Raw genomic sequence first — 20,246 nt, forward strand, 5'->3', positions numbered from 1 at the left:
GCGTTTTGTAGTCGATTAAGCTCTATTTTTAATACATTTTCTCTATAATAGCTGCATATTTTTTAAGAACCACATTTCTTTTGACCTTCAATGTAGGTGTAATTTCGCCGGTATTGATGTCAAATTCGGCGGGCATTAATGTGAATTTTTTCACTTTTTCATAATCCGCCAGGTGAACCTGTAATTCTTTAATTTTTTCTTTATACAAAGCAATGATCTTCTCATGCTCCACCGCTTCTTCCCAATTGGTAAAAGGAATGTTGCTTTTCTTCATAAAATCTTGCAAGAACTCAAAATTGGGAACGATAAGAGCTGAAACAAACTGTCTGCCCTCCGCCACAAGCATGATCTGCTGGATAAAATTATTATTGGTAAGAAGATTCTCAATTTGCTGAGGGGCCACGTACTTTCCGTTGGATGTTTTCATCAGGTCTTTTATCCTGTCTGTGATGATCAGGTTTCCTTTATCGTCAAATTTACCGGCATCTCCGGTTTTGAACCAACCGTCTTCCGTGAAAACTTTCTGTGTTTCTTCAGGCTTGTTGTAATATCCCTTCATGATGCCGTTTCCTTTGGTCTGGATCTCATCATTTTCACCGATACGGATCTCCACACCGGGTAAAGGTTTTCCGCTCGTTCCGTGCTCAAAATGTGTTAATGGGAAAAGTGTAAGTGTTGCTGTTGTTTCAGTCAGTCCATAGCCTACCGTGACATGGATACCCACCGAATCAAAGAATTTTGTAACTTCAGGTGACAGGGATGCTCCTCCACAAGGTAAGAACCACAACCTTCCACCCATCTTTTCTTTAATTTTACTGAAAACCAGCATATCTGCTACAGATTCCTTCACTTTTAACCCGAAAGGAACCGGTTTTTCGTTTCTTCTCAGTTCCGCAGTCTGCCACCCTGCTGCCAATGCCCAGTTGAAGATTTTTTTCTTCAATGATGAACCTTCTTCTGCTTTTTCCAGCACTCCGGCATATACTTTCTGGAAAAATCTCGGCACAGCACACATCATGGTAGGCTTTACTTCTTCCAGGGTTTTGGCAATATTCTTTGGATCTTCCAGGAAATACACTCTTGCCCCACCATATAAACAAAGTAGGCTCCAGCTTCTTTCGAAAACATGGCTCAGCGGGAGAAATGCCAACGATAATTCTTCTTCAAAGTTTTTGAATTTAAAAAATTCAAAGTGGGAATCGAAAGCTTTGATGAAATTCCCATGAGTAAGCATGACACCTTTCGGTGTTCCTGTAGTTCCGGAAGTATAAATCAGCGTAGCTGTATCGTCATATTCTTTTTTGCAGATCTCCAATTTAGAAGAGGACTTTGCAATGAAGTCTTCAAGATAAAAACTATTGAATTCTTTCTTGATCCAAACTGATTTTTTGGAAACAATAATGGTTTTCAGCAGGCTTTCTTCTTTCTGCAAAAGTTCCAGGCATGCATCATACTGCTCCTGGCTGCCAACAAGCACAGCTTTTGCGGAAGAATCATTAATGATATATTCTGCCTGCTCCGCATTATTGGTGGAATAAACAGGTACGGTAACAGCACCAATGGCCATTGAAGCCAGGTCAAAGATCATCCATTCAGAGGAATTATCCGAATAGATGGCTACTTTATCATTTTCCTGAATTCCTGCATTTTTCAGTGCATTTGCTGTTTTAAAAACGATTTCACTGAATTTTTTCCAGCTCAGCTCTTTCCAGGCTTCGTCTTTCTTTTTAAAGCCTATTGCTGATTTTACCGGATGTTTTTCTACATTTTTAAGGATAATTGCTGCTGCAAGATTCATGAATTCAGCTTTTTGTCGTTAATATAATTTTTAAGATGAAAATCAATGCTCTCTTTTACAGGAATAAATTGATAATCAAGTTCTTTTTTAATTTTTTGGTTGGAAATGGTATTGAGTGATGATATGGATTCAACGTTTGATTTTGTGATGATTCTCAGTTTCGGAATCAGCCAGCCAAAAAGGATATTAGCGAATCTTCCCAGATTCAGCTGAAATTTCGTGAGGATCTTCGCATCTTTCAGACCAAGCTGCGACCTGATCTGTTTTCCCAGTTCAGCATATCTTTTATTTTCAGAAATAAGAATAAAACGTTCTCCGAAAGCATTCCTGTCCATCAACTCAATGGAAATTTGAGCAGCATCTCTTACGTCTATATAACTTGTTCCGCCGGAAAATGTAAATCCATTTTTCTCAAAAGTAGGAAAGATATCTCCACTGCTCTGTCCCCAGTTTCCGCTTCCGATGATCATTCCCGGATTTACAATTATGGTGTTCAGCCCTTCAGCAGAAGCCCTCCAGACTTCCATTTCGGCAAGATGTTTAGAGATGGCATACGCAGAATGTTCTTCTTTGGAATTAAATTCTGAACTTTCGTCTAGTTCTCCATTTTCATTAAAAATATCCAGAACGGCGATGGTACTTACGTGCAGAAATTTTTTAACCTCCGAATCTTCGCATGCAAACAGCAGATTTTCTGTCCCTTTTACATTGGTATGGTACATTTCTTTTTCATCATGAGGATGAAAGCTTACTTTTGCGGCACAATGATACACTTCTTCTACGTCTTTTAAAGCAATCTGCAGTGCGTCCAGATCGTCAAAATCTACATCTACCCAGTCGATCCTATTAAAAAGATCATCAGGGTCTTCTGTATAGAAGCCATAAGAATGCCTTACGTCGTTTAAATTGCTGCCCGGTCTTTTGGAGGCACGTACGTCTTTTCCTTTTTTCAGAAGTTCCAATACGATCACCCTTCCCAGAATTCCCGTTGCACCCGTTACAAAAATCATTAATTATTTACTTGATTGCTGACTAAAATATGACAATATTTCCTATCCGGCAATTCTTCCTTTTTCTGTAAAGATTTATGAAAAACTGCTTATGCAAATTTGCAATTTTTAAAGCAGAATTCCACTTAATTTAACCAATATTATCATTATGAAGGTCTTTATATGCAGCAATCTTTCTGTCAGTAGAATAACAGATCAGTAATTTGAATCACAAAAGTCACATTTTTTTAATACTTAATTTATTAAATTATCTATAGAAAAGTGCTTCCGGAAATCTGTGATTTTATCTTACGCGTATTTCTTTATAGAAAATGATTAAAACTTTAGTTATTCTTTGTGACTTTTGTGGTTTTAAGTAGTCATGCCCTTTCTAAGCCAGAACCATATTATTCCTTCTGGGAGCCTTGTCACAAAGAACATCTGCAATACTCTTGGAAATCAGATTATCTTCGGTTAAGTTATCTAACCAGAAAAATTCGCCTGCGGCATTAATCTCGATGAAATAGTACTCGTCTTCGGGAGAAACAATGATGTCTATCGCACCATAATCTACATTGTAAACATCTAAAAGCTCCAGAAGTTTTGCCTCAACATCAGAAGGAAGCTCTGTTCTCACCCATTTAGTAAGTAGGTTCACCCCGTCTTTTCTCCAATCAACTTTTGCATCTTCAGACTGCTGTGAATCTATTTCAAAAGCATATACGTCCTGCCCTACGATGGTAACACGCAATTCTTTTTTCTTCTCTATTTTTTTCTGGAACTGCATCGGGCAATATACCAGTGAATCCAGTTCTTCAAGTTTGTCTTCACTTACTACATTGGTAAAAACTACATTTTCTACGCCGTCTTCATAGATAGCAAAACCGGTCTGCATTTTGGCTATTACATTCTGATGCTTTAGAATGAATTGCCTTGCTTCTTCGGGGTTATTGGTCAGGCAGGTTTCCGGAATCTTAAGTCCTAGTTTAACAGCAATTTTCAACTGTTCTTCTTTACTGTCCAGCCTTCTGTAAACTCCCGGTTTTCCCAATGCATAAGCATCTACAGATTCTATAAATCCAAAAAGTGTGTTACGGATCTCTCCCATTGCGGCACCGTAGAATTTTTTATCCATTTCTTCTTTTACCCCGTTTCCTATGTTATAAGCTCTCCGGTACCAAACCGCAGCAATATCATCAAGACGGTGTTTTGCCTCTTGGGTTTCAAGGATACTTACCCACTCACCATCCTGAAATACAGTAGACAGTTTATTTTGTATAGGATACAGATCTACATCGAAGCGAATGACCTCACAGCCGTTTTTCTTTATGTACTCTGCTACTTTATCAATTGAAAAATTATCTTGAGTATGCGTAATAATTAGTATTTTATTCATTGGATATTGATTCTTTTTATAAGGTTATCGGCAATTTTTTCTGCGATGGGAAATCCAAGTTCTTTCTGGAGCATTCCCCATTCTCCCTGAGGATTTACTTCAAGGAAATAATATTCTCCGTCTTTTCCTCTAATCATGTCTATGGCTCCGATATAAAGCCCCATTTTTTCCATCATGGAAGCAAGACCGGCCCTGACATTTTCCGGCAGTTCATAGGCGGACCATGCATAATTTCCATAAGCTATCCTCCAGTCCGCATTTTCACTATTATTGATTTTTCCGGTAAAAAACTCTCCGGCTATGTAAACGATTCTTAATTCATATTCTTTATCAACATAAGGCTGAAAGATCATCGGACAGTAAGTAATATCTGCAATATGCTCCAGGGTATCTTCTTCAATGATCATGGTTGAGATAAGATTCTCGCCATTCATGGTTTTAGCTGTCAGACTGTGAAGTTTTGCAACCGCTTTACCATTGCAGAATTCATGAAAAAAGGCAGTGATCTTTTGTTCATCGTTGGAAAAAATAGTTTTAGGGATGGGCAAATTATTTTCTTTTGCCATTTTCAGCTGAAGCATTTTGTTTCCATCAATCTTTCTTTCATTTTCATAGGGATTGATCCATGGAATATCTTCCAAAACAGAGATCAGGTTATAACGTAGATTTGCATACGCACTTAGGAATATTTTTTTGTAATCTTCATCCAGTTCTTCAGGAACGGTTATTCCCCAGGCCTTTCTGTGCCACACTGCTTTGATATCTTTGGAGTGAACGGTATTTCCATACTCATCGGTCAATTCAAATGAATTTTCATCCACGCTGATCTTCTGAAGATGATTCATACGGTCAGAATTCAGTCTGAAATAAGGAACATCCTTAGAAGCAAGATATTCAAAAAAGATATCGATATTGTAAAAATCCTTTGAGTGGGTAATGCAGAGAATCATTTGCCGGTTTTTATTAAAAAAGGAAACTTAGTGGTAAGTTTCCTTTGAAAGATTGTATAATACGATTATTTCTTTAAAGTATTAGTCTAATGGTACTGTTGGGGCATCGTCATCTCCGTCAGATGGATACTTCATTGTATGCATCAGATCATCTTGAGGGGAAGTTACTGTATCAATTGATGGTTTTGTGATCACATCTCTTTCAGGAATAGTAACCTCACCACCTCCTTTCACTGTTTCAGGATCTTTAAGCTGCTTTTCTAAAAATGACGCAAAAAATGGTTTCTTTTGTGAATTTTTGTCTTTCATAATAATTTAGTTTTTGGTTAAGATATGCTTGTAATTTCTTATTCTATAGAGAAATTTAAACAACGTCATCATCACCGTCAGAAGGATACTTCATGGTAACCAAAAGATCCTTACTTGGAAGTGTCACATGATCAAAAATCTGCGCTGTAACATTATCAACCGAAGGTGCTGTAGCGATATCATTATCAGTGTTTGTAATAATTCCGCCTCCCTGGATGGTTTCCGGATCTTTGATCTGCTTTTCCAGGAATGAAGCAAAAAAAGGCTTCTTTTTTGAATTCTCGTCTTTCATGGTAATTGAGTAGATTATGTTATTTTGTAATGCTGATTATAGTGCATCCAGATCTCCGCTCTCGTCGCTGTCGGAAGGATACTTCAGTGTTACCAACTGATCTTTTAGCTGCGATGTTGCATTATCAAGAAAAGGTGAAGTCGTGACAGTGTCTCTCGTGGGCACAGTAAGTATATCAGTAGTGGGTGTCGTAATTCCACCTCCCTGAATGGCTTCAGGATCATTGATTTGTTTCTCTAAAAATGAAGCAAAGAATGGTTTTTTTGAGTTTTTCTTTTCCATAAGTTATTATATTTAGTTTTATGAAAACTAAAGTACAAAAAATTTCAATACATGGGGATATATCGATCTATTTTAAGAAAATTTTAACTAAACCAATAAAAAGACAGAATTAAATCAACCCAAACTTAAAAATTCTTTAACAACTTTCGCAAAATCAACTGGGTTTTCGGCCTGAACCCAATGTCCGGCATTTTTTACTGTAACAATTTTCGCTTTTGGAAACTGCTGTTTGATCCCATATTCATCCTGAGGAAGGATATAATTTGATTTTTCGCCTGCAATAAATAAAGAGTCACCTTCGAAAACTCCAAATTTTACAGCATTAGAAACGAATTCGTTATATTTTTCAGATAAAGTCTTAAGATTGAATCTCCAGTTCAGCTTTTTATTGTCGTCCCAGTATAGATTTTTTGCCAAGAACTGGATTGTTGACTTTTCAGGAATATATTGGCTTAATACAGCTTCTACATCGCCACGCGAGGCAACTGTATTGAAATCTACCGTCTCAAGGGCTTTAATAATTCCCTGATGATGTGGAGGATAAGCTTTTGGTGAAATATCCACTACAATCAGCTTTTCTACTCTTTCGGGATACTTTAAAGCAAACTGCATCACTGCCTTTCCACCCAGAGAATGTCCCAAAACATGGGCTTTCTGGATACCGTAATGATCCATATAACGGGCAATATCATCTGCCAGATCATCATGCGACATGCTTTCGGAATGAAAGCTTCTCCCGTGATTTCTAAGATCGATCAGGTGTACGGGAAGGTATTCTCCTAAGTCTTTTCCAAAACTTCCCCAGTTGTCGAGCATTCCAAAAAGTCCGTGAAATACAAGAAGCGGCGTAACCGTAAGATTTTCGCCAAATATTTTTGAATTTAAGATTTCCATTTTTTAGAGTTAGAGGTTAGATGTTAGAAGCTAGAAATTAGAGATTGGGGTTAATATTTAAAGTTCGTCTTTAACACTAACTTCTAAACCCAAATTTCTAATTTCTTCTTTACCATTTTGCCAGTCTCTTCAGATAAGCCTGAACTGTATTTTCAAGTCCCATATAAAGGGCTTCAGAAACCAAAGCATGTCCGATTGAAACTTCAAGAAGATTAGGAATATGGTCGGCAAAGTATTTTAAATTTTCCAGGCTCAAATCGTGACCCGCATTGATTCCCAAACCGAATTCTGTAGCAGCAACCGCTGTATCATAATAAGGTTTTATAGCCTGTTCTTTATTGGTAAGATAGTTTTTTGCATAGGCTTCAGTGTAGAGCTCAATTCTGTCAGCTCCTGTTTTTGCAGCATGTTCTACCAGCTCAGGAAGAGGATCAAGAAAAACAGAGGTACGGATTCCTGCATTTTTAAACTCTGCAATAATTTCGGTCAGAAAGCCTAAATGCTTTTTTGTGTCCCACCCGGCGTTGGATGTAATGGCATCATCTGCATCAGGAACCAGAGTTACCTGCTCGGGTTTTACTTCCAGAACCATATCAATAAAAGAGCGGTGCGGGTTTCCTTCAATATTGAATTCAGTCGTAACCAGCGGCTTAAGATCATATACGTCTTTTCTTGTAATGTGTCTTTCATCAGGCCTCGGGTGGATGGTAATTCCCTGTCCTCCAAATTCCTGGATTTTTATGGCAGCTTCTGTTACGCTTGGTGTTTCACCTCCTCTGGCATTTCTTAATGTCGCAATTTTATTAATGTTTACGCTTAGTTTTGTCATTTCTTTATTTAGATGTTATTTTCTTAAGAAATTAGATATTAGAGGTTACTTCTTCTATATCTCTAAAGCCAGATAAAAGTAAACGGTCGAATTCCACTAACTTCTAATCTCTAGCTTCTAACTTCTCTATTTTATACCTTTACACTTATCTGCATCACCTGAAGATCAAATTCTTTAGAAGCCACCAGAAGATGATCGAAAATATCAGCCTGGATCTGCTCAAAGTGCTCCCATTTGGAATCATTTGCAAAACAATATACCTCAAGAGGAAGTCCCTGTGGTGTAATATCCAGCTGGCGGACCATTTTAGCTCCTTTTTGATCTATATCCGGATCATTCTCTATATATTTTTGGGCATAATATCTGAAAACTCCAATATTGGTAAGCTGTCTTCCATTGATCGTTTTATCATTATGTTCCAGATCCTGCTTTTCTTTTTCAATTTCCAGTGTTTTTTCTTTCAGATAATCTGAGATCAGGTTGATTTCTTTTAAGCGTTCAATATCTTCTTCATTCAAAAATTTAAAAGAATTGATGTTAAAATAAATTGACTTCTTAATTCTTCTTGTATTGGATTCGGACATCACCTGAAGGTTTCTGATCTCTGTAGTCAAAAGGTCATATGTCGGAATTGTAGAAACGGTTTTATCAAAATTCATGATCTTCGTTGTCAGAAGACTGATATCTATAATATTTCCCTCCATACTGTACTTCGGAATGCTTACCCAGTCTCCTACCTTAAGGTTTTTGGAAGTAGCAACGTGTATCCCGGTTACAAAACCTAAAATGGTATCTCTGAAAACCAGTACCAGTACAGCCGTAATAGCTCCTAAACTCCCGACAATAGTGGTTCCTTTAATTCCAAACATGACGCATACTCCCAATACGGAAAATATGAAAATTCCTAAGATCTTTACGGTTTCTGAAATAGCATTCAGCGCCATGATTTTATAAAAATCCTGCTTTATGGTAAAATAATTCCTGAAACCTGTTAATGACCTGTAAAGCATACCGGCAAGGATAAGTACAAGCCCCAAATTGATAGACCTGTTTATAAAAATATTTGTTTTAGGAAGTGCCGTTGCCGGAAATATAGAAGGATGTATTCCTCCTACCACCAAAAGCGCCGCAAAATGAGCCACAGAATTGGAAATCTTGGACTGATAAATAGATCTGATAACAGGATATTTTTCATCATTCCGGAAAAATCTGAAAATAAAGTTGATCGCAAATTTAAAAACAAAATCTACCACTAAAAATACGGCACACAAAAGCGCCAGCTTGATAATTATATGAACAATCCAATCCATTCCGCCAGGCGTTACCTGACTGATATAGATATAAAGCTGGTCACTTATTTCCTGTAAAAAATTCTTAGTGTCTTGTATTTCGTCTTTCATTACGGCAAATTTATAAATTAAGAATGATGATCTTACTATTGACAATCAATTTTCATCCCAAATATGAAAAAGGTTCCTGCAAATCTTCTTTTTTCCTATCTTGCATTGATAATTTAAAAGAATGGATACAACCCTAATTAATATTCTCTGTCTTATTTTATTGGTTCTCGGAATACTGGGAACTTTCCTGCCCGTACTTCCGGGACTTGTGCTAAGCATCTGCGGGCTTTTAATTTATAAATTCGGGACGGATGCTGATCTGCCAATGATCTATATCTGGGCATTTGGGATCCTCACAGCAATTTCTGTAGTTTTGAGCTATGTAATTCCTGCAAAGACCAACAGGAAATATGGAGGAACCCGCTGGGGAAGCATCGGATCCATCATCGGAACCATTGTAGGAATTTTCATTCCTATTCCCTTAGGATTTCTGATAGGAATGTTTGCAGGGGTATTTATCGGGGAGCTTCTTCATGACAGTAAGGATATGAATAAGGCGTTACAGTCTACTAAAGGCGCCTTTATCGGCTTCATTTACGGAACAGGTTTTAGTCTTGTGGTAGGTGTGGCAATGTTTTTGGTAGTAGTTCTAGATATGCTTGATATTATTTAAAAAAAAGAAAATATGTTCCATAAAGCCATCATACTCAGCCTGGGACTGCTCACTTTAGCAGGATGCAATGCCCAAAAGAAAACAAAAACTCCGGAATCAACTGCCGGAACCTCCTCTCCTATGAATGAAACCAAAAATTCAGCACAAAAAGGAGGCGTCATTTATTTTAATCAGGGAGAAAATAAATTCCTTAAAGAATATGAAATGAATGTGACCTTCAAAGGTATTTCTCAAGACAGCCGCTGTCCTGAAGGAGTTGTATGTGTTTGGGCAGGAGTTGCCGTAGCACAGGTAGAAGTAATGGGAACCTACACCCGGCCTACCATCTTAAATCTTGCCACTTCTGACCATGGAGGACGAGATTATCACAAATCTGCAGAATTCAACGGATATATCATTTCACTGGAAGAATTAACTCCTTCTCGGAAAGCGGAACCCGGAGGAAAAGATCTGGATGGAAAATACAGAATCGGAATCAAAATTACAAAATCTGACGGGTCATTAAATCCTACCACGAAATAGGCTTCTTCCCTTTTGAAACCAGATATTCATTGATCTTTGAGAAGGGTTTGCTTCCGTAAAAACCTCTATGTACAGAAAACGGTGACGGATGCGCCGATTTTAGAATAAAATGCTTAGCCGGATCAATGAGTTCGGCTTTTTTCTGTGCAAAAGCTCCCCATAGAACAAAAACTACATTTTCTTTTTTATCTGAAATTTCCTTGATGATAAAGTCTGTAAATTTTTCCCAGCCTAAATCTTTGTGAGAGTTCGGTGAATGAGCACGAACCGTTAAAGTGGCGTTCAATAATAAAACGCCCTGTTTTCCCCAGTCATCGAGTTCCTTTGATGTTCTTATAACTCCCAGGTCATCCTTCAGTTCCGTGAAGATATTTTTAAGGGACGGCGGTGCCGCTACCTGCTCCGAAACGGAAAAACACAAACCATTAGCCTGATAATCATTATGATAAGGATCCTGCCCGATGATCACCACTTTTACCTCTTCAAAAGGTGTAATTTCCAGTGCTCTGAATATTTGGTTTTTAGGAGGAAATACTTTGGTCTTTGCATATTCCTCCTTTACTTTTCCCCAAAGGCTGGTAAAATACTCTGTGTTTTTTATCGGGGCTAAAACTTCTGTCCAGGTCATGGCTTGAATTTGAAAATATGTTAATTTGATAATTAATTTAAAGCTAAATATTCTTTTTTAAACGGAAAACAATATTGTCAGGAAAACCGTCATCTGTTCTTCCCTCTTCCAAAACAAAATTATGTTTTAAAAGAAGACTTTTTGAGTTTTCGTTGAGCTTACTGGTAAAAGCTAAAATTTCCTGTAAATGTAATTCATTAAATCCGTAATCTAAAACAGCTTTTAAGGCTTCAGACATAATTCCTTTTCTATGATAGTCAGGTAATAATTCATAGCCGACTTCAGCCGTTTTTCTGTCTTCTGAAAAATTCCAGAGACAGATGGTTCCGATAAGATTCGACTGATTTTTACAAGTGATTCCCAAATAAACAGTCTGATTATTTTGAGTTCTTTCTTTGATGGTTAAAATAAATTGAAGCGCATCGTAATTGTTTTTTGGTGAATTTCTCTGCACAAATTGATTAATTACCTCGTTACTTCGAATCCGCAAAATATCTTCAGTATGGCTTTCGCTGATTTCTTTTAATAGTAATCTTTCGGTTTCCAGTTTCATATTTCAAATTTAATAAAAACTAGGAAAACAACACTTTCAAATTCTCAAATTAGCTCATTTTCAAATTGCCCGGTAAGACATTCACATTTTCTCACTAAATTTGCAGTGTGTATATAAATAAAGAAGATTTAAACGAATTAGAGTTTCCGCAATTGCTCGCGGAAATCTCTCCATTTGCGTATTCTCCGAAAACGAGAGAAAAAATTCTTCAACTTCGTCCCATGGAAATTGACGAGGCGGAACTTTCACTGAAAAAAACGTCGGAGTATCTTTCGAGTTTTGAAAGTTCAAATGCAATTCCGTTCGATGAATACGAAGATATCGAAAGTGAGCTGAAATTAATGCTGATCGAGAATTACCGTCTGGAAAACAGTGCTTTCATTAAAATAAAAACCTTAACCGAACAGATAGGAAAACTTCAGAAATTTTTCCCGACCATGCCCGAGACCTTCCCTAGTCTAATAGGTGATGTTTCTGTGCTGGAATTTAAAAAGGAAATCATTGATAAGATTGATAAGGTCTTTAACCGTTTTGGGGAAGTAAAAAGTGATGCATCTCCTGTGTTAAAAGAACTTAGAGCTGAAATTCAACATGCTAAAAAGGCAATTCAGGAGAATTTCAACCGTGCACTGTTCAATTACGGACAAAGCGACTTTCTGGATGATATCCGCGAAACTATTATTGAAGATCAAAGGGTTTTAGCTGTAAAATCCGGGTTCAAGAAAAGGGTGGCAGGAAGAGTTTTAGGAATTTCAAAAACAGGTTCTATTACTTATATCCAGCCGGACAGCGTTGTAAAGCATTACTTCAAACTGCGCGAAAGTGAAGAGGAAGAGAAGAAAGAGATAGATAAGATCCTTAGAAAACTGACTGCAGAACTGGCAGAATTCCAGCCCCAGCTTTGGAAATACCAGGTCTATATTTTTGACCTGGACCTTACAAGAGCGAAAGCTAAATTTGCTGAGGTTGTCAACGCAATCCTCCCGAAGATCAACCGTCACAGAACATTAAAGCTTAAAGACGCGTACCATCCGTTGTTATGGCTGAGAAATAAAGCTGAAAACAAAACGATTCACCCTCAAAGCCTGTCATTAACGGATCACAACAGAATTATCTGTATCTCCGGACCGAATGCAGGAGGAAAATCCATCACACTGAAAACCGTTGGGTTGCTACAGCTGATGATCCAGAGCGGAATTTTAGTTCCGGTACATCCTAGGTCCGAAATGTTCTTCTTTGAAAAGATCATGACGGATATCGGGGACAACCAGTCGATCGAAAATCACCTGTCTACCTATTCGTCAAGGCTTAAAAAAATGTCGGGGATCATCCGTGAGGCTGATGCCAATACACTTTTACTTATTGATGAATTTGGAACCGGATCAGATCCTGAACTTGGTGGTGCCCTTGCAGAGAGTTTCATGGAATATTTCTATGATAAAAAGAGTTTTGCCATCATTACCACGCATTATACAAATATCAAACTGGTGATAGAACAGCTTCCGAATGCTGAAAATGCGGCAATGCTTTTCGATGAAGAAACACTGGAACCGATGTATAAGCTGGAAGTAGGACAGGCAGGAAGCTCATTTACTTTTGAAGTAGCAGAGAAAAACAGAATTCCAAGATTTATTATTCATGCTGCTAAAAAGAAGGTAGAACATGACATTGTCAATCTTGATAAAACGATCGTAAAGCTTCAGCAGGAAAAATTTGAAGTTGAGAAACTGAAAACCGATCTTGCCGAGAGGAAAGAATCTGTGGAAGACAAGCGCGATAACCTCCAGAAGCTGAACGAGCAGCTGCAGCAAAAGCTTTTCAACTTTCAAAAATTATATGAAGAGGAACATCGAAAGCTTCAGTTTGGAAATAAGATTGAAACGTTTATCGACAGCTACGTAAAAGGTAAATCAAGAAAAGACGTTGTAAAGGATTTTGTGAAACTGCTGGAACAGGAAAAATTCAGAAAAATAGGCGCTGATAAAGATGAATCGAAGCGTCTTCAGGTTGTTAAAAGAAAGATCACGCAACAGCTTAAGAAGGAAGATGTAATCGAAAAGATTGCTGAAACCAATGAAAAGCTGGAAGAAAAACGCAAAACCGACCGAGCCGTCTGGATGAAAGAAGGCCAGCGTGTCCGTATTCCGGGAAGTACCAGTGTAGGAACTATTGAGAAAATTTCCAAGAATAAAGTGATCGTGAACTATGGAACTTTTAAGACGACGATTAATGCGGATGAACTTGAGAGAATTTAATGAAACAACATTTTGACCATTGTCAAATATAAATATTAAGATATGATAGCGCTGAGTTTCTCAGTGCTATTTTTGAATTTCTAAATAACCTGAGATTTCTTTACTTTTTTGAATAATAAATAACTTTGATAGGAAGAGTTTTTACCTTTTTATGGAAATATTGATTATTTCAATCAAAATACAGTTATATTTTACTGATCAAAAAAACATTTAATTTATATATTTGAAGGATCAAAAATTTCAAAAAAATGATTTCCATAAACAAAGCATTGTACCTTTCCGCTTTCAGCCTTTTTTCTCTGGCATTTGTCAAGGGACAGAATAAAGTTCCTTTTGGTGTTGTAAAAGCTGAAGAAGGCTATGCCAATGTGCGTGTCCACAAGGATGACTACAGAAAAATCGTAGACAAGATCCGGATGCGTAAAGGTGATGTATTTGTTTATGTAAAACCTGCTCCGGGAGAAACGGAATGGGTATGGATAAAATATCCTGAAAAGCAGGATGAGGAAAAACCTTTTGTGAGATATGAGAATCTTGAGAAGGAAGGAATGGTCAATAAGGAACGTATTGCTTTTATAGATCAGCTTCCTCAGTTTACTCCTTCCAAATCCAAGAATGGGAAATCACTTATTTTCACAGATAACAGCAATCAGAAAATACCGACTTCACAAAGAACCAAGGTGGTTATTGATGTTTATCCGTCGAATGCCGGCTACAGAAAGCAGGAAAAAGATGCCGACGGAAAGATCCTTACGATAGATAAAGTAAAGCCATGGGGCATTAAGGACGGACTTCCGGAAGGGATGACAGAAATTAAATCTATCAGAGTACAGCAGCCGGGAAGAGGTTCTGTATTTGTAAGGGAAGCTATTAAAAATATGTTCCAGCCTACTATGGATTTCAACAATGTCGGAGTAACAGCTCTTGACAAAGATCATATCTATCTTTATATGATTAACGGCTCGGGAGAAAACAGATATGTCACACTTTGGACCATCAAGGAAGGACGGGTGATGAGCCAGATTATTTACAATAATCCGGAATAATTGCTGCTTTTCACAGTAATATTCTTATTTTTGCACTGAAAAAGTTTAACGCTAATTCATCACAGAAACTGGTTCTGCTTAACGCAGATTAAAAGGGAACCGTGTGAAAATCACGGACTGTCGCGCAACTGTAAGTAACCGAAGTCTTTATCAAGGATCCACTGTGCAGGGCACGGGAAGGAGATAAAAGATGTTACAAGTCAGGAGACCTGCCTATTTCTTTAAACAAGAAACTTTCGCGATTTGAAGTTTATTGATCTGATGGACTGCTTCAGGAATTTCTGTGATTCCTGTCACTGTTCTGTTATTTTGATCTATTTCATTTCGCATTAATTAATAATGAAATATGACTACAGAAGAAAGAATTGCAGCATCCGAAACCAGAATTTTCAAAGCGGTTTTCCCCAACACTACCAATCATTATGACACTCTTTTCGGAGGTACTGCCATGCAGCTGATGGATGAAGTAGCTTTTATCACGGCAACCCGTTTTGCAAGAAAAAGAGTGGTAACCGTAAGCAGCGATAAGATTGATTTCAAAAAACCTATTCCCGCAGGAACTATTGTGGAACTGATCGGAAAGGTTTCCTATGTCGGAAAAACAAGCATGAAAGTGAATGTAGAAATCTATACAGAGCAGATGTACTCTTATGAAAGGGAAAGAGCTATTGTGGGAGATTTTACCTTTGTGGCGATTAATGAGTTTAAAAAGCCGATCAGAATAATGTAAATAAATAGTTTCGGGCGGCCTTTGGCCGCCCGAAACTATTTATAATATATAAAATAATTGTATTAAAAATTCTATTAGGTCTGATAAGTGAAACGCCCTTGTTTATCTTAAAAAAACAGCAATTTAAAAATCTTAGTCTCTCTTTGTGATAATCTACCGAACCACCTTGTCAGTATCCAGACTTCTGATCAGTAATGTTTCAAAAGCCTCTCCCATCTCATCTGATGCCCTCCTAATAGCATTTTCCAGCATGTTTCTGATCTGCTTTTCAGTAACGCCGGCTTCCGTCCAGCTTTTTCCTGAAGTGTGAGAATTCAAGATAAATGGCATGATACGGTCAATGGAGCAGGCAAAAATAGCATCCGGTGTCTTTTCTTCTTCAAATTCAAGCCATAGCTCAAGAAATTCTGTGCGCAAAGGCTCATCCAGGATTCCAAAAATTTTCTGCGCTGAAACCTTTTCCCTTTCGAATTTTCCTATCATTGCCTTTTCATCAAAAAGGAAAGTGTCTCCTGCCTCTATCTCAACTAAATCATGAATGGAAAGCATTCTTATTACCCTTAAAAGATCAATATCCGCACAGTTTTTAGCGTATGGATAAAGGATTTGCGCCAAAATAATGATCTGCCATGAGTGTTCGGCAGTATTTTCCCTTCTGGAATCATCGGCATTATAGTTTCTTCTTTGTACGTTTTTCAGGGCATCAACTGCCAGGATAAAATCGATTTCCTTCTGTATCTTCATTTTTATTATACTCTTATATTAATATTGGGATGATTTTTTAATTACCCATTTGTTGTTGATCTTTTCTCTTATGGTTACTTTTGGCGGTTCTTCACTCAAATCTCCAATTTTTTCATAAACCAGATCTAAACCTTTATTGGGAATCACCTGATATTTGTAGGTGTAATGTAAAGAAGCCCCGGATCTGGCATAAGTGGTTAATCGTTTTCGCTTGGGATCCACCTCAAACATTCCCTGGTAGGAACTGGCAATCTCAGTAAGTTCTTTACTCAGGACAAATTGTTTCTTCGTGGAATTAAAAACATACACATCAAAGGAAGCACTGCCATAGTTTCCGCCACTCCCGTTTCTTATCGCTACATCTTCCGTACCGTCAAAGTTGAAATCTCCAAAAACCACAGGATCATCGTGGACCATTCCGTGAGTTAGTGTTATTATATTGGTATTTGATGCTTTTACCTCTTTATCAAAATACATGACAAAATCTCCAGAAGCAAGAGTCTGTAGCTTACCTCCGCTTTTACTGAATAGTATGATATCAGCTTTATTTCTACAGGCATCAGCTTGGCATTCTTCAACTGTAATCTCTGCATTATATTTCTTGGATGCATCTTCAATGGCAAAGCGATATTGTCCGAAGCACAAAGGGCCGAGCAGCAGCAATGCATATAAAGATCGGCAAAATAGAAATGTATTGGTCATTTGGAGTAACATTAATTTTAAAAATCCATAACAAAAATACGAATCATCAGTCAAAATTTGCCATTTTTTTGATTGATTTTCAATTGATTCTCGTTTACTCAAATTTTCAATTAAAATTTATCACATTGAAAATCAATTAATTAAACTATTTATTTAAAAAATTTACTACTTTGTATTGCATATTACCATTTTAATTACATATCTTTGTAATATAAAATCGGAATAAGGTTTATCTAGCTAGGAACATTATTCTGAAACTATAACTAATTAACAAAACTTATTAAAGATGAATACTGAAAATACCAAAGCGCAAATGCGCAAAGGAATTCTGGAATTCTGTATTTTAAGTCTCATCAACCATCGTGAAATGTATGTTTCCGACCTTATCGATGAACTTAAAAAAGGAAAACTGGATGTAGTGGAAGGAACCCTCTATCCTCTCCTTACAAGACTGAAAAATGGCGAGTTCCTTTCCTACAGATGGGAAGAATCTACAGGAGGACCACCAAGAAAATACTACCAGATTACAGAAAAAGGAAAGCTTTTCTTGGACGAACTTCAAAATACCTGGGCAGAACTGACAGCGTCAGTAAACCAAATTACTCAAAAAATTTAAAAAACAAAGCTATGAACAAGACACTCTCAATAGGACTCGCAGGTTTTTCTTTCACTATAGAAGAACACGCATATATAAAGCTAAGCGATTACCTGAATGCACTGAGAAGCTCATTGGATGCTTCAGAGGAGGAGGAGGTAATGCATGATATAGAAATAAGAATGGTAGAAATCTTCAGAGATTCTTTAGGAAAACGTGAAGTTGTAAATGATTCTGATGTAGAAAGAGTAATTGCTCAGATTGGTTCTCCTGAAAAGATCGAAGAGCAGGAAGAAGCTTATTTTTCTGAGAAAAACTCTAAAAAAACCCATACTTCAGGTACTGAATATACAGATAAAAAGCAATTATTCCGTGATCCTGAAAGACAAAAGATCGCAGGAGTATGTGCAGGACTTGCTCATTATGTAGGAATGGACATTACCGCGATGAGAGCTATCTGGCTGGGAATCTTTGTACTGGGGATCTTCACAGCAGCTATTTCTTCTTCACTGATTGGACTTCTTTATGTAATTCTCTGGATCGTACTTCCAAAAGCAGAAACAGCTGCAGATTTCCTGAAAATGAAGGGAAAGCCTATGAACTTCGACAATCTTAAGAATGAGTCTAATAAATTGGTTCAGTTTGCCAATGAATCTACTCAGAGAGTTGGAGAAATTTACATCGAAAACAAACCTTATATCAATAATGCAGGGAGCGGAATCTGGAATGTAATAAGATATATATTAGGAGCGATTTTTGGAGTTTTAGCATTTTTAATGCTTATTAGTTCATTTGTGGTATTTGCATTTATGGGAAATAACGATTTTCCTCCTATAAATCATATGAATTATTTGTTTGATGACGGAAACATGAAATATGTACTGATGGCTATGATCATTATCGGAAGTTTAATTCCTGCAATGATATTTGCCCTGTTAAGTATCAAATTAATTTCACCAAAAACGAAATTAAGAAATACAGGATGGGTTTTGGGAGCACTATTCCTTGGACTGATCGCAGTATCCACTTATTTCGGAATCAACATGGCGAAAAAAGAAATGTTCCTGAAAGGACACAAGGAAGATACGGAAGAGATTTCCATCAATACAACTTCTGATAGCTTATATGTCGATATGAAACAGATATCAATTCCACAAAACTTTACAGGGTACGATGATGATCTTTATTCTGACAAAGTATCTGTGTTTGAAAAAGACTGGATACATGTAGACGTTACGAGAAAATCGGATATTAAAACACCTTACCTGATTATTAAGAAGGAAGCTAAAGGATACAATCTTCCTCTTAACGTAAACGTTCCGGTAGAAATTGTTAACAACAAAGTGATTCTTCCAAATTATATTAAATATCCTTATGAACACAGATTCAGAGATTACAGTATTGATTACGAACTGGTAGTTCCTCAAAATATGATTGTCCTTCCAGTAAAAAAAGACGGAATCAATTTTAACGGAGATCTGAACGGAGACGGAATCAACGACAGTGATCAGGAAAAAGATGAAGACGGAAAAATCAGAATCGAAAAGAACAAAATTTCTGTAAACGGCTCTACCATAGAATATAACTCTGATGACAAAGACAGCATCATCATCAATGGGAAAAAAGTTCCGAATTCCCAAGCCGATCAAGTAATTGATTCCATGAAGTCTACACTTAAAAAGGCTAACAAAAATGTAGATATCAAAATTAAAGACGGAAAAGACGAAATTTCCATACAAACTAAATAATTAACTTCAGAGAGTGCAGAAGGTGTGAATGGAAGGCAACCGTTTGAAATTCACACTCTTCTTCTCTCAGAAATTAGAAAAATATTATTATTTAGTTCGCTATATAAAAAAAATGTTATACATTCGTGTAGTTAAAAAATAATTAACCAAATCATTAAAAAACACCTTAACCATGGTACAAGTTGCACTAGAAATTGTAATGAAAATCGTAGATTTAATCAGCGGTTTGTTTTAAGAGCGATAATATTTCAATATATTTGTAAAGTATAACCTGTTTGGTTATACTTTTTTGTTTTTAATCTAAAGATATATGAAAAAACTGATAGGTAAATTAATGTTAAAGATATTGGGCTGGAAAGTTGTCCTGCAGGGCGATGCGAAAAGTCTGAACAGATGCATCCTTGTCGTTGCACCTCATACACACAACATGGAATATCTGTTAGGAAATCTTGCCTATTGGTCTTTAGAAAAACCTTTGAAAATCATCATCAAAGATGCCCATACAAAAGCATGGTACGGAAGTGTTGTAAAAGCACTTGGTGGTATTGGTATCGACAGAAGCCAGAAAAACGACTTGGTTAATTTTGTTGCCAAACAGTTTGAAAAAGAAGATTTCAGCCTTGTGATCACTCCTGAAGGGACCAGAAGCTGGGTTCCGAAGTGGAGAAAAGGATTTTATCATATGGCATTGGCCGCAAAAGTCCCTATTGTTCTTGCTGCAGGTGATTTTAAAAGAAATATTGTTTATTTAGGGTATACCATACCTTATGAAAGGATCGCTTCAGTTCCTTTTTCAGAAATCATGGAGGAAATTCAGGATTATTATATAAAAAATGATATTGTTCCTAAAATCCCAGCGAACTGGAACCCGAATATTATGGGAACCGGCAACGAAGATGAAGTTAGAAGTTAGAAGTTAGAAGTTAGAAGTTAGAAAATTTACTTACTCATTAGATAATCATTTATCATTC

Annotated in this window: 22 protein-coding genes and 1 riboswitch; of the genes, 8 read left to right on the forward strand and 14 right to left on the reverse strand. The window is 37.0% G+C overall.

The features are described from left to right. Positions 1–28: 28 nt before the first annotated feature. From J2T03_RS15780 to J2T03_RS15825, 10 genes are all read right to left on the reverse strand, one after another. Complete coding sequence (locus J2T03_RS15780) at positions 29–1,798, reverse strand: AMP-dependent synthetase/ligase (RefSeq protein ID WP_307212475.1); 1,770 nt, start codon at positions 1,796–1,798, stop codon at positions 29–31. Then, positions 1,795–2,808 (reverse strand): NAD-dependent epimerase/dehydratase family protein, encoded by a 1,014-nt coding sequence (locus J2T03_RS15785; RefSeq protein WP_307212478.1) that lies wholly within the window; start codon positions 2,806–2,808, stop codon positions 1,795–1,797. Before J2T03_RS15785 ends, J2T03_RS15780 begins: the two co-directional genes overlap by 4 nt. 370 nt (positions 2,809–3,178) lie before the next feature. Beyond that, positions 3,179–4,183 (reverse strand): MvdD family ATP-grasp ribosomal peptide maturase, encoded by a 1,005-nt coding sequence (locus tag J2T03_RS15790; RefSeq protein WP_307212482.1) that lies wholly within the window; start codon positions 4,181–4,183, stop codon positions 3,179–3,181. Next, positions 4,180–5,133, reverse strand: a complete 954-nt coding sequence (locus J2T03_RS15795; RefSeq protein WP_307212485.1) for an MvdC/MvdD family ATP grasp protein — start codon at positions 5,131–5,133, stop codon at positions 4,180–4,182. Before J2T03_RS15795 ends, J2T03_RS15790 begins: the two co-directional genes overlap by 4 nt. Positions 5,134–5,214: 81 nt before the next feature. Further along, on the reverse strand, positions 5,215–5,442 hold the full coding sequence (locus J2T03_RS15800; RefSeq protein ID WP_307212487.1) for a microviridin/marinostatin family tricyclic proteinase inhibitor: 228 nt from the start codon (positions 5,440–5,442) through the stop codon (positions 5,215–5,217). Positions 5,443–5,497: 55 nt separating this feature from the next. Next, positions 5,498–5,734: a microviridin/marinostatin family tricyclic proteinase inhibitor gene (locus J2T03_RS15805; RefSeq protein ID WP_307212489.1), complete on the reverse strand. Its 237-nt coding sequence runs from the start codon at positions 5,732–5,734 to the stop codon at positions 5,498–5,500. 36 nt (positions 5,735–5,770) lie between these two features. Next, a complete protein-coding gene (locus tag J2T03_RS15810) occupies positions 5,771–6,016 on the reverse strand; it encodes a microviridin/marinostatin family tricyclic proteinase inhibitor (protein ID WP_306843764.1) in 246 nt (81 codons plus the stop codon). Between the two features lie 114 nt (positions 6,017–6,130). Continuing rightward, a complete protein-coding gene (locus J2T03_RS15815) occupies positions 6,131–6,910 on the reverse strand; it encodes an alpha/beta fold hydrolase (RefSeq protein WP_307212490.1) in 780 nt (259 codons plus the stop codon). Positions 6,911–7,019: 109 nt separating this feature from the next. Beyond that, positions 7,020–7,739 (reverse strand): pyridoxine 5'-phosphate synthase, encoded by a 720-nt coding sequence (locus J2T03_RS15820; RefSeq protein WP_307212493.1) that lies wholly within the window; start codon positions 7,737–7,739, stop codon positions 7,020–7,022. Positions 7,740–7,870: 131 nt separating this feature from the next. Next, positions 7,871–9,139 (reverse strand): mechanosensitive ion channel family protein, encoded by a 1,269-nt coding sequence (locus J2T03_RS15825; protein WP_307212495.1) that lies wholly within the window; start codon positions 9,137–9,139, stop codon positions 7,871–7,873. 121 nt (positions 9,140–9,260) lie between these two features. Between J2T03_RS15825 and J2T03_RS15830 the strand changes: the two genes are divergently transcribed. Continuing rightward, complete coding sequence (locus J2T03_RS15830) at positions 9,261–9,752, forward strand: DUF456 domain-containing protein (protein WP_306843758.1); 492 nt, start codon at positions 9,261–9,263, stop codon at positions 9,750–9,752. Between the two features lie 12 nt (positions 9,753–9,764). Beyond that, entirely contained in the window at positions 9,765–10,274 is a 510-nt protein-coding gene (locus J2T03_RS15835; RefSeq protein WP_307212497.1) for a hypothetical protein, read from the forward strand. Here the strand turns inward: J2T03_RS15835 and J2T03_RS15840 are convergent. Beyond that, a complete protein-coding gene (locus J2T03_RS15840; protein WP_307212498.1) occupies positions 10,261–10,902 on the reverse strand; it encodes a uracil-DNA glycosylase in 642 nt (213 codons plus the stop codon). The genes J2T03_RS15835 and J2T03_RS15840 overlap by 14 nt on opposite strands. A gap of 43 nt (positions 10,903–10,945) precedes the next feature. Further along, positions 10,946–11,455: a GNAT family N-acetyltransferase gene (locus J2T03_RS15845; protein WP_307212500.1), complete on the reverse strand. Its 510-nt coding sequence runs from the start codon at positions 11,453–11,455 to the stop codon at positions 10,946–10,948. Positions 11,456–11,562: 107 nt separating this feature from the next. Here J2T03_RS15845 and J2T03_RS15850 point away from each other — a divergent pair, with 107 nt between their 5' ends. The 3 genes from J2T03_RS15850 to J2T03_RS15860 all read left to right on the forward strand — a co-directional run bounded on the left by J2T03_RS15850 (position 11,563) and on the right by J2T03_RS15860 (position 15,486). Continuing rightward, positions 11,563–13,710: an endonuclease MutS2 gene (locus tag J2T03_RS15850; RefSeq protein WP_307212503.1), complete on the forward strand. Its 2,148-nt coding sequence runs from the start codon at positions 11,563–11,565 to the stop codon at positions 13,708–13,710. Positions 13,711–13,958: 248 nt separating this feature from the next. Beyond that, positions 13,959–14,756: a hypothetical protein gene (locus J2T03_RS15855; RefSeq protein WP_307212508.1), complete on the forward strand. Its 798-nt coding sequence runs from the start codon at positions 13,959–13,961 to the stop codon at positions 14,754–14,756. A 52-nt stretch (positions 14,757–14,808) separates the two neighbouring features. After that, positions 14,809–14,987, forward strand: a riboswitch (cobalamin riboswitch). A gap of 115 nt (positions 14,988–15,102) precedes the next feature. Beyond that, positions 15,103–15,486, forward strand: a complete 384-nt coding sequence (locus tag J2T03_RS15860; RefSeq protein WP_307212513.1) for an acyl-CoA thioesterase — start codon at positions 15,103–15,105, stop codon at positions 15,484–15,486. 153 nt (positions 15,487–15,639) lie between these two features. Here the strand turns inward: J2T03_RS15860 and J2T03_RS15865 are convergent, their stop codons facing one another. Together J2T03_RS15865 and J2T03_RS15870 are read right to left on the reverse strand one after the other, a co-directional pair. Beyond that, a complete protein-coding gene (locus J2T03_RS15865) occupies positions 15,640–16,230 on the reverse strand; it encodes an HD domain-containing protein (RefSeq protein ID WP_307212515.1) in 591 nt (196 codons plus the stop codon). Between the two features lie 18 nt (positions 16,231–16,248). Then, positions 16,249–16,932: an FG-GAP repeat protein gene (locus J2T03_RS15870; RefSeq protein WP_307212518.1), complete on the reverse strand. Its 684-nt coding sequence runs from the start codon at positions 16,930–16,932 to the stop codon at positions 16,249–16,251. 286 nt (positions 16,933–17,218) lie between these two features. Between J2T03_RS15870 and J2T03_RS15875 the strand changes: the two genes are divergently transcribed. The 3 genes from J2T03_RS15875 to J2T03_RS15885 all read left to right on the forward strand — a co-directional run bounded on the left by J2T03_RS15875 (position 17,219) and on the right by J2T03_RS15885 (position 20,188). After that, entirely contained in the window at positions 17,219–17,548 is a 330-nt protein-coding gene (locus tag J2T03_RS15875; RefSeq protein WP_034728860.1) for a PadR family transcriptional regulator, read from the forward strand. Between the two features lie 11 nt (positions 17,549–17,559). Beyond that, a complete protein-coding gene (locus J2T03_RS15880) occupies positions 17,560–19,275 on the forward strand; it encodes a PspC domain-containing protein (protein ID WP_307212521.1) in 1,716 nt (571 codons plus the stop codon). 310 nt (positions 19,276–19,585) lie between these two features. Continuing rightward, complete coding sequence (locus J2T03_RS15885) at positions 19,586–20,188, forward strand: 1-acyl-sn-glycerol-3-phosphate acyltransferase (RefSeq protein WP_306843740.1); 603 nt, start codon at positions 19,586–19,588, stop codon at positions 20,186–20,188. Positions 20,189–20,246 lie beyond the last annotated feature (58 nt).

Source organism: Chryseobacterium lathyri, assembly GCF_030812195.1.
Classification (GTDB): domain Bacteria; phylum Bacteroidota; class Bacteroidia; order Flavobacteriales; family Weeksellaceae; genus Chryseobacterium; species Chryseobacterium lathyri_A.

What these genes read in the sequence shown, in the direction of transcription:
- J2T03_RS15780 (WP_307212475.1), bottom strand. Translation starts at nt 1,798, where the DNA reads ATGAATCTTGCAGCAGCAATTATCCTTAAAAATGTAGAAAAACATCCG.
- J2T03_RS15785 (WP_307212478.1), bottom strand. Translation starts at nt 2,808, where the DNA reads ATGATTTTTGTAACGGGTGCAACGGGAATTCTGGGAAGGGTGATCGTA.
- J2T03_RS15790 (WP_307212482.1), bottom strand. Translation starts at nt 4,183, where the DNA reads ATGAATAAAATACTAATTATTACGCATACTCAAGATAATTTTTCAATT.
- J2T03_RS15795 (WP_307212485.1), bottom strand. Translation starts at nt 5,133, where the DNA reads ATGATTCTCTGCATTACCCACTCAAAGGATTTTTACAATATCGATATC.
- J2T03_RS15800 (WP_307212487.1), bottom strand. Translation starts at nt 5,442, where the DNA reads ATGAAAGACAAAAATTCACAAAAGAAACCATTTTTTGCGTCATTTTTA.
- J2T03_RS15805 (WP_307212489.1), bottom strand. Translation starts at nt 5,734, where the DNA reads ATGAAAGACGAGAATTCAAAAAAGAAGCCTTTTTTTGCTTCATTCCTG.
- J2T03_RS15810 (WP_306843764.1), bottom strand. Translation starts at nt 6,016, where the DNA reads ATGGAAAAGAAAAACTCAAAAAAACCATTCTTTGCTTCATTTTTAGAG.
- J2T03_RS15815 (WP_307212490.1), bottom strand. Translation starts at nt 6,910, where the DNA reads ATGGAAATCTTAAATTCAAAAATATTTGGCGAAAATCTTACGGTTACG.
- J2T03_RS15820 (WP_307212493.1), bottom strand. Translation starts at nt 7,739, where the DNA reads ATGACAAAACTAAGCGTAAACATTAATAAAATTGCGACATTAAGAAAT.
- J2T03_RS15825 (WP_307212495.1), bottom strand. Translation starts at nt 9,139, where the DNA reads ATGAAAGACGAAATACAAGACACTAAGAATTTTTTACAGGAAATAAGT.
- J2T03_RS15830 (WP_306843758.1), top strand. Translation starts at nt 9,261, where the DNA reads ATGGATACAACCCTAATTAATATTCTCTGTCTTATTTTATTGGTTCTC.
- J2T03_RS15835 (WP_307212497.1), top strand. Translation starts at nt 9,765, where the DNA reads ATGTTCCATAAAGCCATCATACTCAGCCTGGGACTGCTCACTTTAGCA.
- J2T03_RS15840 (WP_307212498.1), bottom strand. Translation starts at nt 10,902, where the DNA reads ATGACCTGGACAGAAGTTTTAGCCCCGATAAAAAACACAGAGTATTTT.
- J2T03_RS15845 (WP_307212500.1), bottom strand. Translation starts at nt 11,455, where the DNA reads ATGAAACTGGAAACCGAAAGATTACTATTAAAAGAAATCAGCGAAAGC.
- J2T03_RS15855 (WP_307212508.1), top strand. Translation starts at nt 13,959, where the DNA reads ATGATTTCCATAAACAAAGCATTGTACCTTTCCGCTTTCAGCCTTTTT.
- J2T03_RS15860 (WP_307212513.1), top strand. Translation starts at nt 15,103, where the DNA reads ATGACTACAGAAGAAAGAATTGCAGCATCCGAAACCAGAATTTTCAAA.
- J2T03_RS15865 (WP_307212515.1), bottom strand. Translation starts at nt 16,230, where the DNA reads ATGAAGATACAGAAGGAAATCGATTTTATCCTGGCAGTTGATGCCCTG.
- J2T03_RS15870 (WP_307212518.1), bottom strand. Translation starts at nt 16,932, where the DNA reads ATGACCAATACATTTCTATTTTGCCGATCTTTATATGCATTGCTGCTG.
- J2T03_RS15875 (WP_034728860.1), top strand. Translation starts at nt 17,219, where the DNA reads ATGAATACTGAAAATACCAAAGCGCAAATGCGCAAAGGAATTCTGGAA.
- J2T03_RS15880 (WP_307212521.1), top strand. Translation starts at nt 17,560, where the DNA reads ATGAACAAGACACTCTCAATAGGACTCGCAGGTTTTTCTTTCACTATA.
- J2T03_RS15885 (WP_306843740.1), top strand. Translation starts at nt 19,586, where the DNA reads ATGAAAAAACTGATAGGTAAATTAATGTTAAAGATATTGGGCTGGAAA.